This window comes from Testudinibacter sp. P27/CKL/0425, from assembly GCF_052931395.1.
In genome coordinates this window covers 481892-496337 of the sequence record NZ_CM128801.1, presented here as the reverse complement: position 1 = coordinate 496337, position 14446 = coordinate 481892, and the positions used below count along the sequence as shown (strand labels likewise).

Sequence of the window (14446 nt, the reverse complement as noted above, 5' to 3'; positions counted from 1 at the left end):
ATACAGGAAATCACATCGGCGGGTCATTTTGGTTTTCGCTTGGCTTACGCTTTTTCCCCTCAATGGTTAAATCCCAATTTTGAACTCTCCAACTGTTCAGGGGGTTTTGAGTTGGCTCAAGGTTTAATTTACCGCCACACGGATCTATCGCCCAACACGTCACTGCATAAAGCGAACATCGGTTATTATGTCCTTGTCGTGTCACCACAATAAAACCGCTCTCTATCAACTCGGAAAGAGCTTTGTTTAACGTAGGGGTACTCATTCCAAACAGCTCAAGGGCTTTATTCTGTGGTGCTGAAAGATCGCCATTGTTGAAGCCCCTAAATTGTGCCATCAACTTGATCAACACTTTAACCGAATTGCCGCTAAGTGCGGTAAACTCTGGACTATTAACCATATCATGCCTCGTAATGTGATAACCGCCTTGCTTAAAATTCACGCCTAGCCGCTCTTGTTGCGCCCGCCGATACGCTTTCTTTTTGTCGGTGGGTCGTTTACTGTCCTGCTGGTCTTGTTGTCTGTTTCCCATATCATCAACCCGCAATATCTTGATTTTATCCTCTCGCCTGTTCAATATTTAGCTGATGTTCTGCGACAACTTGTCACAACAAAACATCAGCTCGTTACCGTGGCCATTTTGTCTTTTGGGTTATGCTGGTGGCTGTATTTTCTTAACCGCTATCGCCGTCAATGCCGGATCGTGATTCTCTAATGTTCGCTTGATGATGTTCAGCACGGTTTGAATATCGCTATCACTGCCAACAATGGACGGCTTGTTATTCTCGGTATAACGGACTACTTGCCAAAGAGTATTATTCATCATCGCCCCCCAATACTTGCTCTACAGTACTCCAGCAAGCTGTCCTATAAGTCTCCATTACACAACTTTCCAATACGGATAAAGCATGCTTAATTGTTAGGTTTTCACCGCCCTCCGTCCACTTTTGAAGCAAATAAACAAGGCTTTCAACCTCTGAAATTCGGTCTAGTAAGTATTCATCTTTGTGCTTTTGAGTAACAAGTGTATTACGCATAAATCACCCCCTGAACAGCGGTGAAAGTGCGGTTAATCCGCCCAGCAAACGCTAACACATAATCACGGGCTAAAAGGGCACAGGCTTGGCGTTCGCTGTCGGCTTCAATGCGTAGGGAATGAATTTTGTTGGTGCGGTCTAGGCGTTTAATGCCTGCGAATAAATAGATCATGGCTGTAACTCCTTGTGTATCTTGATAAGAGTTACCGCTAAACTTTCGAGGGTTTGGGCGGTAACGTGCGACGGGCTCGAAAACTGCGACACAAGGAAAGCAGCAAAGGGCGAAACCTTTCCCATCGCACGCTACCATTGAGAGAATGTTAAGTAGCTCAAATTGAGCCGCTAAATTTTCTTGGGATGTGCGAATCTTACGCATAAAAAAACACGCTAATCTAGGCGTGTCATGCGCCTTGTGTCTATCGTACGAGTTTCGAGGCTCGGCTTTAGATTTTGCTAAAGCGTGTTTACGATAATCTAAAGTGCGGGGGGTTGTAAAGTGATTCAGATCAAACTTTTGAAATTTGTTTTATTCGGTAAAGTGGAGAGGGTTAAATTTTGGCAAAGTTAATAATATTCAAGAAAGCGCCTGAATCGCATTTTAATAGGTGTTTAATTTTAGGCATATCATTGTCAAGTTAAAATTAAAAACCTGTCTACGATAGATTTATGGCTATTTTATCCGATTACTGAGGTGTGCTTTAATCTAGATTGCAGAATCAAGGTAAAATGACTACTCACTACAGCGAAATGATAACATTTGGTCAAGTTTATATCCGTCCGGGTCAGCGACTTTTTTAATTTCCTGTTCACGATTACCGAATATCACTTGTGCACTCTCCTCCGATTTGGCATAAAGCCCCATTGCTTTGCCTCTGGCAATCTCTGCACTCACCGCAATGGAAAGCTGCCCGGCTTCCTCCGCTTTTTTGCTCAGCCTATCCAAGCGGCTGAGGTGTTCGCTTAAGGCGGATTGTAGAGATCGGATAACCGGTTGGCGCAATTCCTCGATTCTTTGGGCAATCTTGGGGTTACTCAGTAGTTTGCTTGCCTCCACATTCACCGATTCTGATTTCATCTTCTCGGCAGAATAAGACTGCTTGTATGCGCTGGTGGCGTTACCTGTCTCAAGATACGCAAGGCAGAATGATTCTTGTTTTGGGGTTAAGGTCATTTTGTTTTCTCCTCGTCTTGTGGCTTGCTGTTAAATTTAAAATAGTAACGTACGTTATAGTTTCAAATTGAAAGTATTTTGACCGGTTCATCTCGTGAACCACTTATCCGCCTATCGGTTCATCTCGTGAACCACCCCTGTTTATTTTTTAGCCATTTTAGCCCTAACTGGTTCACCACGTGAACCGATAGACCCCTTTTTTGACCCCCTACCTAGTTCATGAGGTGAACTATTCTAATAGAGATCTAGCCATAGGCATTATTTTTTATTTGCATTTCACTCAGCAGAAAAATAAAAATCCATCACCAAAACGAACAAAACAAGCATGATAAAAAAATTTGGTCTTCAAAACTTAATCAATCCTTACCCTTTGGCTTACGTTTCCAGTTATCCGACGCTTTGGCTGTTCCTTTGATGGATAAGTTATCATCACTATTCACAGGGAAACAGGTTAGGGCATACAGGCTTTTCAATGAGGCGTTGCCTTGTCGTGTTACCTGAATAAATCCGCCCTTCTCTAGCTCCGTGAATGCTTTGCTGACAGTTGCTCTTGCCATGCCTAGCTCTTTCATTGCTTGCCCATATGGCAAAGCTAACGCGCCGTTGTTCGTGCCGGTATATTCGGCGAACAAGCCAAGATAAACGCTCTTTGCGTAGCCTGTCATAGCTTTAAATCCTAAATCGCGAATCAAATCACCTCTTAATCTAAACCAGTTTGCGCCGTTAATTTCATCTTGGTTTAGCTTTGCCATCTTGATTTTTCTAGCTGTCGTTTTTCTGCTTTCTTGTTGTCTTTGCGCTGTGCTACCCATATAATAACCCTGCTAATTGAAAATATTGCCCACGGTTTCAGCCTTGAACGTGGGCTTTTTTGTGCCGTTACAATCAATGCAAGGTTACCGTGATGTTACCGTCTGCCTTACCGTAATCTTAACGTCTGCCTTACCGTAATCTTAACGTCTCCCTTGTGGTAATCTTGGGGTTTAACTTTCCTCACCGGTGTAAGTTGATCCCCCGCCAATCAAGGCGCTAAGCTGTTTCTGTAGCGCCATTGCGTCAGCCTGCGCCAGCATTGCCAGCTCTGATAGATAATTAAACGATTCTTCAGCGGTTGCGGTGTGGCTATAGCGCCCGTCTTCGTTTTTCCATTCAATCAATTTGCCGCTTCCGTAGTGAGCAGCAATTGCGGTGATGTTTTCAAGCTGTGCGATTAAATCGCCTAGCGTTGGTTTTAAGCCGTTATTTTGTTTGCTGGTTGTTTATTCATCTTCATAATAAAAACCTCCCTATGCGCTTCTTATTTCGTTTTGTCGCTATTCGTTGCGTAGGGTATAAACGCCAATGCGGTGTTTTACCCCTGCACTGTCATATTCATCTCGAAAATGGGTAGTGATTTTGTACCCCTGCTCTTTCAACTCAAGCACTCGGGCGGCTGGCGAACAAACGCCCATATCTCTAAATTCAAGCGTGCTGTGTGGTGCCTCTCGCAATCTCGCCAAAATAAACAAGCGTTGATTGTGGGTGTTGGTGGAATTAATGGATTTCATGACTTCCCCCCTGCGGTGCTACTTGCTCCGATTGTGTAATGAATCGCAATGCAAACTCGGTTAAGGCGTTTTTACGGTCTTTGTAGGTCATCATCATGTTAAGCATTGCCGCTGATTGCGGGATTAAAACATCAATCAAATCTAATTGTGTTTGGCTCAAGTGGTTTCTGATTTCACTGTCTGGTGGCAATCCGTGTTTCTCTAGCCATGTCTTACGGCTACAACCTAACACCACGCAATAAATCAAGGTATGCTCACGGCTGTAAGCGTGCGGATCGGTTGCGCCTGTTGCCTGCAAATAGAATTTCACCGCATCGCCTAATCTGTCGTTGGTTTTGGCTAGTGATTCCCTTGAAACAATCCAGCGTTCCATTTCATCAAATCGAGTAATGTAGGCTTCTTTGAATTGAGCTGCTTTCTTCCCGGTAAATCCCATTGCTAAAAATACAAATCCGCTTCGGGTCATGCGGTACATTGGGCGACGCTCACCCTTTTCATCGGTGTATTTAACCAGCTCAAAATTGAGCTCGTTGAATGTTGGCGAACACTCTAAATTTTCGATTGCTCGCAAAATATTCTTGTGCTGTTTACCAAAAAACTTCGCCACCGCTAGCGACGTTGTCAGGGCTTTATGCTTGTGGTAAATCACTTCTGGCAATGGCTGAACTGCTGGCGCATCGGTTAAAAGTGCGGTTTTTGTGTTTGTGCTGATAGATTGCATAATTTCCCCCTTAACATCTGCAAAAATGGTTAGAACAGGCGATAATTAATTTCTGCTTCCGTTCATGAAAATCGTCAATATTTGCGTTCAGTAGCATTGCGTCCGCTTGTTCCAAATAGGCTAATTTCTCCAACTGTTCAACGTTTAAAGTTGGGCGAATATTGCCAACAATGCCCCGTTCTTTGCGGTATTGTTTATCGCTTTTGCCTAGCACCACCGATAAAACCATTGCCGATTCGTTGCTGTAGTGATAGCGCTTTTGTGGGTCTCGCCCTGAACGAATCAAGCTGGCTTTCAATGCGTCAGTAAGTGGGCTGAAATGGGCTTTAGCAGCTTCCCGTCGCGCCAGCCAATCAAGGCGCAATGCTTCCGCTCGCTGTGGTGCTACTCGGTTCAGCTCGGTTTCACAATCAATAAAATATTTACGGGCTAATTTGCCTTGCTGGTTGCGCTCCAGCATCGCTAATTCCTTCGCCATGTTTAGCGAAAGGTGATAGTCAATTTGGGTTTGTGGGCGTGCTTTTGTGGATTGTTTATTTTTTGAGCTTAACAAATTTGTTAAGCTCAAATTTTCACCAGTAGATTTTTTGCTAGTCATTTCTGGCTTACAAAAACTTTCAACAATGGCAAAGTCTTCACCCTGTTTAAATCCATATCGGTCAATTTTGCTTTTTATCCAGTTGGCAAATTGCCTCTTACTTTCTAAAAAGCGGTGTAAATCTCTCGCATTAATGCTGTGCGTGGTTACGCCCTGAAAATAGCTTTCTTGAATCGGTAATTGATTCGCAAAAATAACGGCTTCTGCTGGTGCTTTGACTGGGGTTAATGCTTTCGCTTGGGCTGAGGTTAATACGTTCATACCAGCCCCCTATGCGTTAGTGCCATTAATGAATGCGTTAACGTCATCAGCGCAAAAACGAACAGAACGCCCAATTTTGATTTTTTTCAGCAGCCCTTGCTTTGCTAAGCGATCAATCTTGGAACGTGATCCAATACCACGCTCAGTCAGTTCAGGAATTGAATAGTGTTTTTTGATAGTGTCGTGTTGTTCGGTCATAAATGCCCCCTGTGATTTGATTAGTCAAATATCCGCAATAGTGTTCTTATTGCGTTAGGGGTATTAAACTACTGATTTTTATATGAGAATAGGGTGAAAGGGTTATAAAGGGTTGTACCCATTTATCAACAAAAAAGGGTTATACCCCTTTTTCGGATAAACCCTTAAGATATCGTTAAAGCTAGATTTTATGCGGTAAGTAAAAGGGTGCTACCCCTTTTTATTATTTCCCTTACTTCCGATTGTTCTTGCTTGCTCTGGTCTGGTTATTTTTTGAATTGCTGTTCCAATATTCCTGCTTACGCTATAGTTATTCATGATCCACTCTTCTATTTCGCCTGCGTTTACTATGGTATCAGGTTGCGAATAATCAACGTTAATCCAAAACTTATTTACCGTGCCAAATATAGCCTTTATTGGTTCTGTGGTATGCCCATAAATAGAAAAATCATCATAGTTTACTGTGGTAGGTACTTGATTTTCTTTAGCCTCTAACTGGGCTTCTAGCTCTGCTATGCGTTGCCTCAATGCTTCGTTTTCAGCTTGTAGTGTTGTTATAATTTCTTCCGTTTCGTTTTCACTGAATTGCTCTCCGCTTATACTAGCTCTAAATGGTATATATGGCGGCAGCTCCCATTTATAGCCGTTATGCTTTGCCCATTGCTCTAATTCGGTTCTATCTGCTTCAATTTCTGCATAATTTGGGTCCTCATCGGGTGCGTCATCTATTATTTTAGATTTAGCTAAACTGCCGTTCCTAATAGCTGATAGTAATGCTCTATAAGTAGGGTAATATCTATTATCTTTTAGGCGATCTTTCGTGTATTGTTTTTCTGTGCAATTTAATAGTAAGCCCATACTATCCCATAGATTAAATACCCCCATTGCATTGTATGGCTTTAAATGCTCTTTTAGGTTTATTTGATTCACTTCATCAAAATTAATCTTAACCCCTAATGCTTGTTCTAAGTCTTTTTTCAAAATTAAGTATTTTTTTGCATTTTGCTCTGTTAGCGTCATTGTTAACCGCCTTAAAATGGAATTTCATCATCTAGTGGATTATAGTAACCACCTCTAGCCTTAACACTCTCTAGGCAATCTCTGAATGTCGGGCTGTTAAATCTCTTTATTCTTGGCTTAAAACCTTTCTCTATGAACTCATATAAATTAATATTATTGTGTTTAAGCAAGCTCAAAATATCACTTACCGCCTCTTCATAACTATCGTATTTTGATCTTGAAAATTCGAGAAAATCATAAACGCTAACGTAATCATCTCTTACCTTGCTTGTGCCATTTTCTGGCTTGTTTGGCATCTTTGCTAAAACTGTAATTTCACTTGTTTTAACCCGTTGTGCGAACTCTTTACGCCTAACAAAAATCTTATCTAATCCGTCAATATCAAATGAATTTAAAATAATTACATCTTTTAGAAAGCCTTTTATATGATTAAAGGCATCTTTAAAATTATTTTCTATTGGTTCGTAAATAGTTCTTTGGCTTCCAGTTTGATCCCATATAGTACAGTGACAAAAAGAGTTTACATATTGCCTATTCTGTCTAAATCCAAATAATAAATGCTCTAAGTTATCGGCTATCTGATCGGGTCTTTGGTTGGTATATTCAGAAATGCTAATGATAATATCCTTGAGGCTGATTAGCGGCTTCAAATCATTCTCAAATGCTGATAGAAATTGGCTGTCATTCATAAAAACGCCCTTACGTTTGCCCTTATCTGTAGAAGTGAGGCAAACAGCAATAAGGGTTACTGTCTTTCGGCTCGGGTAATTAATCCGCTCCTAGCCTCACTTAATTCTTTAATTTATTTCTTTAGTCATATTTAATCACAATCAAGCATACAGTTAATATTGCTTATTCTGTAACGATAGGGGCTGGTGCTTGGCTCTCTACATAGTTCGCCCATTCTTGCAACATCTGCGCCCGTTGATTGATATACTGTGATTTGTCATATACTCGCCTAATTTGGTTTTTATCGCTGTTCTGCTTGTGTGATAACGCCCTTTCTATCCAGTCTGCTTTATAATCCTTTTCATTCAGTGAGGTGCTGAATAAATGCCTTATGCCATGCGTGGTAAGCCGTTTTTCGCCTATGCCTTTAATGATAGCCTGCCGCATTGATTCAATCGTTATATGCCCGCTTTTGGCTATGGCGCTGGCAAAGACAAACGGGCTATCAATGCCGATTGCGGCGTGAATGGTTTTTACCTTGGTGAATATCTCGATTGCTTGCCGTGATAGGGTAACCGTATGTAAGCGCCCTTCAGGGAGGTTCTTATTTCCCTTTTGAACACGGTAGCACCATTTGCGCGCTTCGGTGTCTATATCCTGCCATTTAGCCGCGGCTATCTCGGAAGGTCTTCCCCCTGTCAGCACCACTAACATCACCGCATAGAACGCCAATGGGCTAAATTTTGCGCTATCTCTGGCGGCATAAAAGCCATGCAAGAAATCGCTGATCTCTTCGGGTGAAATGGTCTTCATGCCTTGGCTTACCGGCTTATCAAACTCTTTTCCAATTTGCGCCAGCGGATTATATTCAATCATGCCTCGGTGCAAGGCGTAGCGCATAACGTTATTCACATTACCGATTATCTTCTTAACGGTTTCTAACTTGCCTGCTTTTTCCAATGGTTTAAACGCATTGATTGCGATTAATGGTGTTATCTCACTAATAGGGTAATTCCCCAATGCCGGTAAAATATGGCGCTCAAAAATCGCCCATGTATCTTTAGCTGTCCGTTCTGAATAATTGGCTTTCTGTTTGCGGTCCTCAAACCAATCTTTCGCTAATCGGCTAAAAGTGCGGTCCAGCCTTTCAGCTTGTGCTATCCGTTCTTTCTGCCGCTGTTGTTGTGGATCGATATTCAGTACAAGTAAAGCGTTAAATTCATCACGTTTCTTTCGTGCCTGCTGTAATGGCAAATCAGGGTAACGCCCTATATTCATTTTTAAGCGTTTTTTCGTATAAGGTTGCACATAGATAAACCGCCATAGCTTTCCCCCTGCTGGGGTAACTATCAAATACAATCCAGCACCATCTGCAAGCAGATATTCTTTTGCCTTTGGTTTAGCGTTTTTGATCTCGGTATCTTTTAGTGTTCTAGCCATATATAGCAAGCCTTTCAGCGTTTTTTGTTCCCTTAAAAAAGAATTTTTGTTCCCTTTTTTCTCTCACTGTCCCTATAGATTATTCTTGAAATTTAATTTTTTTCTTTTTATTTCAATAAAATATAATCTATTTGTTCCTTTCTATTTTTTGAAAACAAGCAGTTTTAGAGAGTAAATTTAGAGTGTTGAGCAAATATTATAAATTAGGGAACAAAAAAGGGAACAAAAAAAGTGGTATAAATTGATTAATGATGATTAATTATAACGAATGGATTTAGCCTTGAACGTTGATTTTACTGGGGTTTAGCGTGTGAAATGATGAATTATGGGGAGTGTTGATTAGTGGAATGGCGGAAGATCATGGGAGTTGAACCCACCCAAGACTGCTGGCAGCCTTAACAGGATTTGAAGTCCTGCCGCTTCACCGGAAACGACGATCTTCCTTGGATTTTGCAATATTGTACTGAATTTTCATCAAAATAACATTAAAATTGATCATCTCATCACAATGACCGTATTTGGAAAGATTATGAACTCTCTTTATCGTGCCCTGCCTTCGATCGACAAACTATTAAACAGTGCTCAAGGGCAGCTGTTGATTCAGCGTTTTGGGCGTACGCCAGTGGTCAAGCAACTGCGCCAGCTGCTACAGCAAGCACGCGAACATATCCAACAGTATCAGCAGCTGCCGCGCTATTTCAGTGATGTGTCAGTGGTGTATAAAAAAGTGGCACATGCACTGCAATTGCAACAGCAACCGGCGATGAAAAAAGTGCATAATCTAACCGGTACGGTGCTACATACTAATTTAGGTAGAGCACTGTGGAGCATGTCGGCGCAACAGGCGGCACTGGCGGCGATGCAGGAAAATGTGGCGTTGGAGTTTGATTTACAGCAGGGCAAACGCAGCCACCGTGATCATGCTGTTTCGCAACTATTGGCGGAACTGTGCGGCGCAGAAGCGGCGTGTATTATGAATAATAATGCCGCCGCAGTGCTGTTGATGTTGGCGACCTTTGCCGCAGGAAAAGAGGTGATTTTATCGCGCGGTGAGTTGATCGAAATTGGCGGTGCATTTCGTATCCCGGATATTATGCAGCAGGCAAATTGTAAACTGGTTGAAGTCGGCACCACCAATCGCACCCGATTAGCTGATTATCAGCAACAGATCAACGAAAATACCGCACTTTTAATGAAAGTTCATTGCAGTAACTATCAAATTTGTGGTTTTACCGAAAGCACCTCCGAAGCACAATTAGCCGCTTTGGCGCAACAGCACCAATTGCCACTGATTAGTGATCTCGGCAGTGGCGCATTGATTGATTTGGCGCAATACGGCTTACCAAGTGAACCAACGCCACAAAAAATGTTGGCAGACGGGGTTGATCTGGTTTCGTTTTCCGGCGATAAATTGCTCGGCGGACCACAAGTGGGGATTATTGTCGGTAAAAAAGCCTATATTGACCGCTTGCAGCAGCATCCGTTAAAACGCGCATTGCGTTGTGATAAAGTGATTTTAGCCGGCTTGGAAGCCACCTTGCGCGATTATCTGTTTGCGGAAAAATTGACGCAAAGCAACCCAACGTTAAGGTTATTAACCCAAAATTTGGACGTATTACAGCGCCTTGCCGAGCCGTTATTGGCCAAATTACAGGATAAACTCGGTGCCGACTATACTCTGCATATCGAAGCCAGTTCGGCGCAAATCGGCAGTGGTTCACAACCGATGTATCGTATTCCCTCACTGGCAATCACCTTAACCCCACACTCTGGCGGCAGTGACGTGATGCAATTGAGCCGCTGGCTAAAACAGCTGAGCCAGCCGATTATCGGACGGATCGAACACAATAAATTGTGGTTGGATCTACGCAGCCTTGCCAATCCGCAACAACTGCTTATCACTTTGGACGAATTATGATTATTGTTAGCGCAGGCCATGTTGATCACGGCAAAACCGCACTTATCCGTGCCCTAACCGGCACCGACACCACCCACTTGCCGGAAGAAAAGAAACGCGGCATGACGATTGATTTAGGTTATGCCTATTTACCGTTAAATGATCAACAAATTATCGGTTTTATTGATGTGCCGGGGCATGAACGCTTTCTGTCGAATATGTTGGCAGGGCTTGGCGGCGTGCGCTATGCGATGTTGGTTGTTGCTGCCGATGAAGGGATCAAACCGCAAACCGAAGAACATTTAAAAATCCTGCAACTGCTAGATTTTGAACAGATTATATTGGTGATCACTAAAGCGGATAAAGTCGAGGCGTCGCAACTGACGGATCTGCAAAGTCAAATTACCGAACGTTACCCACTGTTAAGTCAAAGTGCGGTTTTTGTCACCTCGGCAGCCAACGGGCAAGGAATTGACGCATTGAAAGCCCATTTAGCGGGATTGTTAGAAAACAATCAGCTGCTTGAAAAACCATTTCGTTATGTGATTGACCGCACTTTTCATCTGAAAGGCGCCGGCAAAGTGGTGACGGGCACCGCCTTTGCCGGTCAGATAGCGATCGATGATAATCTGTTTCTTTCCAACCAATTGAAATACCCGTTGCGAGTGAAAAATATTCATGCGCAAAACCACCAAAGCCAACAAGGCTGTTCAGGGCAGCGCTTGGCGATTAATTTAGTCGGTGAGCAAGTCACAATTGAACGCGGCGATTGGCTGTTTTCCAGCCCACAAGCCGATTGCTATGATCGGGTGACCGTATTACTCAATCCGATTCAATCGCTTAAAGAGAGCCAAGCGGTGCATGTTTTTCATGCCGCCAGCCATACCGTCGGCAAGTTGACGCTGTTAGAAAATAAATTATCTGATCAGCATGAAAAACAGTTAGCGGAATTGGTGTTGCAGCAGCCGTTGTTTTTAGCACATGGCGATAAACTGATTTTGCGTAGCGGCGACAATCAACACACCTTGGCGGGCGCGAAGGCGTTGGAAGTCGGATCACCGCTACGCTATAAGCGCAATCCGCAACGATTGGCGTATCTGTGGCAGTTGGCGACAGCGCAAAATGTTGCCGAACGGCTTGATTTATATTTACAGCAAGGCTGCTTGAAGCAAAGTGCGGTCTGCTGGGCGGAACAGTTGAGTGAAACCGCACTTTTGGAATTACAGCATGATTTGGATATTCAGTCGGTACAATCGTGGCTGTTTAATCGGGTTTATCAAACAGAACAGCAGCAACGTATATTGCAAGCGGTGGCGTTATATCACCAGCAGCACCCCGATCAGCTCGGGCTTTCCAAAGCGCGTTTACAGCGAATGGCGGCGCTGAAACAACCGCCAGCGGTGATTTATCACTTTATTCAGCAATTGCTGGATAATGCGCAGCTGGCGCAAACTCGCGGTTGGATACATCTGCCCGATCATAAAATCGCGTTCACTGATGATGAACAACTATTATGGCAAAAAGTCGAAGCGGAATTTCTCAATGCTCAAGGGCAAGCGCTTTGGGTGCGTGATTTGGCAAAAAGCCTGGCGCAGCAAGAGGGCGTGATGCGTAATTTGCTGTATAAGGCGGGCAAACTAGGCTATTTAACCGCGATTATCAAAGACCGCTTTTTCCTGAGTGAAACCATTTATGCCTATGCGGATCGGATTAAACAACACATTGAGCAACACGGCAGTATTTCGGTGAATGAATTGCGTGATCAATTGCAATTCGGGCGTAAGATGACGGTGCAGCTCATTGAGTATTTTGACAAGTGCGGTTTTTTGCGGCGTAAAGGTTATCAACATTTATTGCGCGATGGTGATATTTTTGAGCAGCCATAAAAAATGCCGCACAATGCGGCATTTTTCATTTGTTAGATTGCTTAATTATTTTTTCAGCAAATCACGGATTTCAGTCAGCAATTTTTCTTCGCTTGACGGTTCAGCCGGTGCTTCTTCTTCAGCCGGTTGTTCACGTTTTAATTTGTTCAAGGTTCTGATCATCATAAAGATAGCGAAAGCCACGATCACGAAGTCAAAGATATTTTGGATAAATGCACCGTAGTTCAGGGTTACCGCTTCAGCTTCGCCAACTGCTTCTTTCAATACGATGTTCATGTCTTTGAAATCAACGCCGCCGGTGAAAATACCTAATACAGGCATTACGATATCAGCCACTAAAGAACTGACAATTTTACCGAATGCACCGCCGATGATCACACCGACAGCCATATCAACTACATTGCCACGCATTGCAAATTCACGAAACTCTTTCATCATGCTCATAAAAATAATCCTTTCTTGTTTAAAAAATAATCAACTTGTTTGTTGGGCGGTATTATAGATATTAATATGAAAATGTAAAGTTATATTTTTGTAAAAATTATATTTTCCAATAGCCGGGAAACAATAATACGAGGATTGTGGTGATTTCCAATCTCCCAAGCAACATTCCAAATGACATCAGCCATTTTGCCGTTGTCGGTATTGCGGCAAAATTGCCACTCGGCCCGACTTGCTCGCCTAATCCCGGCCCTACGTTGCTGATCGCGGTCGCTGCGCTGCTTAGCGCAGATAAACTGTCCATGCCGCATAAACCAAGTAAAATGCTTAAAATAACAATGCTGACTAAATAGCAAAAAATGAAGCTGATAATGACAAATAGCGTCTCATTCGCGACTTTTTGCCTATTATATTGAACGGAATAGACGGTGTTCGGATGAATCAATTTGCTGATTTGTCCCTTTAATAGGGTGAAAATAATTTGAAATCGGAAAATTTTAATCCCGCCGGCTGTCGAGCCGGAACATCCGCCGACTAAAAACGCAAAAGCCAGAACCAGCGTGGTCGTGGTGCTCCAACTATCAAAATTGGCTAAGGTAAAGCCACTTGTTGAAACAATATTGATCAGGGTGAAAAAACTGATTCGTAAGCTGTCATTAAAGTTAAAAAGCTGTTGTTGGTAGAGATAAAAAGTTAAAAAAAGTCCGGTGATGAGGATAAATAGTGCAAAACCTCGAATTTGCTGATCTTTTAAAATAAGCAGCAGTGATTTCTTTTGTTTGGCTTGTAGCAGTAATAAAAAGGGCAATGAACCGATGAACATAAACACTAAACAAATCCACTGTGCTAAAGGGGAAAAATCAGCCATGCCGGCGTCACGGGTGGAAAATCCACCGGTTGAAATCGTTGAAAAGGCGTGATTGATAGCATCAAAAAATGACATTCCGCTAAATAGAAAAGCCAGAATACAAAGTGCGGTCAGGACGACATAAAATGTGAGGATGCTTTTTGCCATGTCTTTTGTGTGCGGCGTGTTTTTTTCCGACCAATCCGATGACTCACTGCGAAACAGCGTCATACCGCCGATATTTAAAAACGGCAAGATTGCCACCGCCATCACGATCACCCCTAATCCGCCAATCCAATTTAAGGTGGAACGCCACATTAATAAACTTGGTGCGGTTTGATTTAAATTTGATAGCACGCTGGAACCGGTTGTAGTCAGCCCTGACATGGTTTCAAAATAGGCATCGTTGAGAGAAATATGTTTAATAAATACAAACGGCAGCGCACTAAATAGACAAACAAAAATCCAGGCTAAGCTGGTGATCAGAAATAAATCTTTCACTCTTAGCTTTATTTCATCGGGCTTTTTTAGGCTTAATAAGGCGGCAAAGCAAAAGATAATGGCAAATGACTGGCTAAATTCAGCCAGTCCTTTACCGTCAGTTAAAAGTGCGGTTATGATTGGTAACAGTAGCAATAATGCGATTTTTTTTAGGATTGAACCTAGCGTATAGAGTAAAAAGGTTGCATTAAACATGGTTTGCCATTCACATT

The 14446-nt window shown here is 42.7% G+C and carries 18 protein-coding genes, 1 tRNA gene and 1 pseudogene; 2 read left to right on the top strand and 18 right to left on the bottom strand.

Annotated elements, in window-relative coordinates; genetic code table 11:
* Positions 1-10: 10 nt before the first annotated feature.
* The 16 genes and pseudogenes from ACUHGC_RS02545 to ACUHGC_RS02470 form a co-directional block, all read right to left on the bottom strand.
* Positions 11-532: a hypothetical protein gene (locus ACUHGC_RS02545; protein WP_446834113.1), complete on the bottom strand. Its 522-nt coding sequence runs from the start codon at positions 530-532 to the stop codon at positions 11-13.
* A 120-nt stretch (positions 533-652) separates the two neighbouring features.
* The gene (locus tag ACUHGC_RS02540; protein ID WP_446834112.1) at positions 653-823 is read right to left on the bottom strand and encodes a hypothetical protein; all 171 of its coding nucleotides are present in this window, start codon (positions 821-823) and stop codon (positions 653-655) included.
* Positions 816-1037 (bottom strand): hypothetical protein, encoded by a 222-nt coding sequence (locus ACUHGC_RS02535; protein WP_446834111.1) that lies wholly within the window; start codon positions 1035-1037, stop codon positions 816-818. The genes ACUHGC_RS02540 and ACUHGC_RS02535 overlap by 8 nt, the downstream gene beginning before the upstream one ends.
* Positions 1030-1209, bottom strand: coding sequence for a host cell division inhibitor Icd-like protein (locus ACUHGC_RS02530; protein WP_446834110.1), 180 nt, complete (start codon positions 1207-1209; stop codon positions 1030-1032). The genes ACUHGC_RS02535 and ACUHGC_RS02530 overlap by 8 nt, the downstream gene beginning before the upstream one ends.
* A 42-nt stretch (positions 1210-1251) precedes the next feature.
* A pseudogene (locus tag ACUHGC_RS02525) lies at positions 1252-1542 on the bottom strand (ash family protein); the annotation flags it as partial.
* A gap of 225 nt (positions 1543-1767) precedes the next feature.
* The gene (locus ACUHGC_RS02520; RefSeq protein WP_446834109.1) at positions 1768-2208 is read right to left on the bottom strand and encodes a terminase small subunit; all 441 of its coding nucleotides are present in this window, start codon (positions 2206-2208) and stop codon (positions 1768-1770) included.
* A 356-nt stretch (positions 2209-2564) separates the two neighbouring features.
* Positions 2565-3020 carry an ArsR family transcriptional regulator gene (locus ACUHGC_RS02515; protein WP_446834108.1) on the bottom strand — a complete coding sequence of 152 codons (456 nt, stop codon included), beginning with the start codon at positions 3018-3020 and terminating at the stop codon, positions 2565-2567.
* 171 nt (positions 3021-3191) lie between these two features.
* Positions 3192-3365 carry a hypothetical protein gene (locus ACUHGC_RS02510; protein ID WP_446833240.1) on the bottom strand — a complete coding sequence of 58 codons (174 nt, stop codon included), beginning with the start codon at positions 3363-3365 and terminating at the stop codon, positions 3192-3194.
* Between the two features lie 156 nt (positions 3366-3521).
* Positions 3522-3755, bottom strand: a complete 234-nt coding sequence (locus ACUHGC_RS02505; RefSeq protein WP_446833241.1) for a helix-turn-helix domain-containing protein — start codon at positions 3753-3755, stop codon at positions 3522-3524.
* Positions 3742-4476, bottom strand: coding sequence for a Rha family transcriptional regulator (locus tag ACUHGC_RS02500; RefSeq protein WP_446833242.1), 735 nt, complete (start codon positions 4474-4476; stop codon positions 3742-3744). Before ACUHGC_RS02500 ends, ACUHGC_RS02505 begins: the two co-directional genes overlap by 14 nt.
* A gap of 10 nt (positions 4477-4486) precedes the next feature.
* Positions 4487-5335, bottom strand: a complete 849-nt coding sequence (locus tag ACUHGC_RS02495; protein ID WP_446834107.1) for an antA/AntB antirepressor family protein — start codon at positions 5333-5335, stop codon at positions 4487-4489.
* Positions 5336-5344: 9 nt separating this feature from the next.
* Positions 5345-5533, bottom strand: a complete 189-nt coding sequence (locus ACUHGC_RS02490; protein WP_446834106.1) for a helix-turn-helix transcriptional regulator — start codon at positions 5531-5533, stop codon at positions 5345-5347.
* Between the two features lie 210 nt (positions 5534-5743).
* The gene (locus ACUHGC_RS02485; protein ID WP_446834105.1) at positions 5744-6553 is read right to left on the bottom strand and encodes a hypothetical protein; all 810 of its coding nucleotides are present in this window, start codon (positions 6551-6553) and stop codon (positions 5744-5746) included.
* Positions 6554-6564: 11 nt separating this feature from the next.
* Entirely contained in the window at positions 6565-7242 is a 678-nt protein-coding gene (locus ACUHGC_RS02480) for a hypothetical protein (protein WP_446834104.1), read from the bottom strand.
* 163 nt (positions 7243-7405) lie between these two features.
* The gene (locus ACUHGC_RS02475) at positions 7406-8662 is read right to left on the bottom strand and encodes a tyrosine-type recombinase/integrase (RefSeq protein WP_446834103.1); all 1257 of its coding nucleotides are present in this window, start codon (positions 8660-8662) and stop codon (positions 7406-7408) included.
* Between the two features lie 348 nt (positions 8663-9010).
* A tRNA-Sec gene (locus ACUHGC_RS02470) sits at positions 9011-9105 on the bottom strand.
* An 86-nt stretch (positions 9106-9191) separates the two neighbouring features.
* Here ACUHGC_RS02470 and selA point away from each other — a divergent pair.
* Positions 9192-10580, top strand: coding sequence for an L-seryl-tRNA(Sec) selenium transferase (gene selA / locus ACUHGC_RS02465; protein ID WP_446834102.1), 1389 nt, complete (start codon positions 9192-9194; stop codon positions 10578-10580).
* Positions 10577-12445, top strand: a complete 1869-nt coding sequence (selB, locus tag ACUHGC_RS02460; RefSeq protein ID WP_446834101.1) for a selenocysteine-specific translation elongation factor — start codon at positions 10577-10579, stop codon at positions 12443-12445. Before selA ends, selB begins: the two co-directional genes overlap by 4 nt.
* 45 nt (positions 12446-12490) lie before the next feature.
* Here the strand turns inward: selB and mscL are convergent, their stop codons facing one another.
* Positions 12491-12889: a large-conductance mechanosensitive channel protein MscL gene (gene mscL / locus ACUHGC_RS02455; protein WP_446834100.1), complete on the bottom strand. Its 399-nt coding sequence runs from the start codon at positions 12887-12889 to the stop codon at positions 12491-12493.
* A gap of 97 nt (positions 12890-12986) precedes the next feature.
* Positions 12987-14429, bottom strand: a complete 1443-nt coding sequence (locus tag ACUHGC_RS02450) for a TrkH family potassium uptake protein (RefSeq protein WP_446834099.1) — start codon at positions 14427-14429, stop codon at positions 12987-12989.
* Positions 14430-14446 lie beyond the last annotated feature (17 nt).

What these genes read in the sequence shown, in the direction of transcription:
- ACUHGC_RS02545 (WP_446834113.1), bottom strand. Translation starts at nt 532, where the DNA reads ATGGGAAACAGACAACAAGACCAGCAGGACAGTAAACGACCCACCGAC.
- ACUHGC_RS02540 (WP_446834112.1), bottom strand. Translation starts at nt 823, where the DNA reads ATGAATAATACTCTTTGGCAAGTAGTCCGTTATACCGAGAATAACAAG.
- ACUHGC_RS02535 (WP_446834111.1), bottom strand. Translation starts at nt 1,037, where the DNA reads ATGCGTAATACACTTGTTACTCAAAAGCACAAAGATGAATACTTACTA.
- ACUHGC_RS02530 (WP_446834110.1), bottom strand. Translation starts at nt 1,209, where the DNA reads ATGATCTATTTATTCGCAGGCATTAAACGCCTAGACCGCACCAACAAA.
- ACUHGC_RS02520 (WP_446834109.1), bottom strand. Translation starts at nt 2,208, where the DNA reads ATGACCTTAACCCCAAAACAAGAATCATTCTGCCTTGCGTATCTTGAG.
- ACUHGC_RS02515 (WP_446834108.1), bottom strand. Translation starts at nt 3,020, where the DNA reads ATGGGTAGCACAGCGCAAAGACAACAAGAAAGCAGAAAAACGACAGCT.
- ACUHGC_RS02505 (WP_446833241.1), bottom strand. Translation starts at nt 3,755, where the DNA reads ATGAAATCCATTAATTCCACCAACACCCACAATCAACGCTTGTTTATT.
- ACUHGC_RS02500 (WP_446833242.1), bottom strand. Translation starts at nt 4,476, where the DNA reads ATGCAATCTATCAGCACAAACACAAAAACCGCACTTTTAACCGATGCG.
- ACUHGC_RS02495 (WP_446834107.1), bottom strand. Translation starts at nt 5,335, where the DNA reads ATGAACGTATTAACCTCAGCCCAAGCGAAAGCATTAACCCCAGTCAAA.
- ACUHGC_RS02490 (WP_446834106.1), bottom strand. Translation starts at nt 5,533, where the DNA reads ATGACCGAACAACACGACACTATCAAAAAACACTATTCAATTCCTGAA.
- ACUHGC_RS02485 (WP_446834105.1), bottom strand. Translation starts at nt 6,553, where the DNA reads ATGACGCTAACAGAGCAAAATGCAAAAAAATACTTAATTTTGAAAAAA.
- ACUHGC_RS02480 (WP_446834104.1), bottom strand. Translation starts at nt 7,242, where the DNA reads ATGAATGACAGCCAATTTCTATCAGCATTTGAGAATGATTTGAAGCCG.
- ACUHGC_RS02475 (WP_446834103.1), bottom strand. Translation starts at nt 8,662, where the DNA reads ATGGCTAGAACACTAAAAGATACCGAGATCAAAAACGCTAAACCAAAG.
- selA (WP_446834102.1), top strand. Translation starts at nt 9,192, where the DNA reads ATGAACTCTCTTTATCGTGCCCTGCCTTCGATCGACAAACTATTAAAC.
- selB (WP_446834101.1), top strand. Translation starts at nt 10,577, where the DNA reads ATGATTATTGTTAGCGCAGGCCATGTTGATCACGGCAAAACCGCACTT.
- mscL (WP_446834100.1), bottom strand. Translation starts at nt 12,889, where the DNA reads ATGAGCATGATGAAAGAGTTTCGTGAATTTGCAATGCGTGGCAATGTA.
- ACUHGC_RS02450 (WP_446834099.1), bottom strand. Translation starts at nt 14,429, where the DNA reads ATGTTTAATGCAACCTTTTTACTCTATACGCTAGGTTCAATCCTAAAA.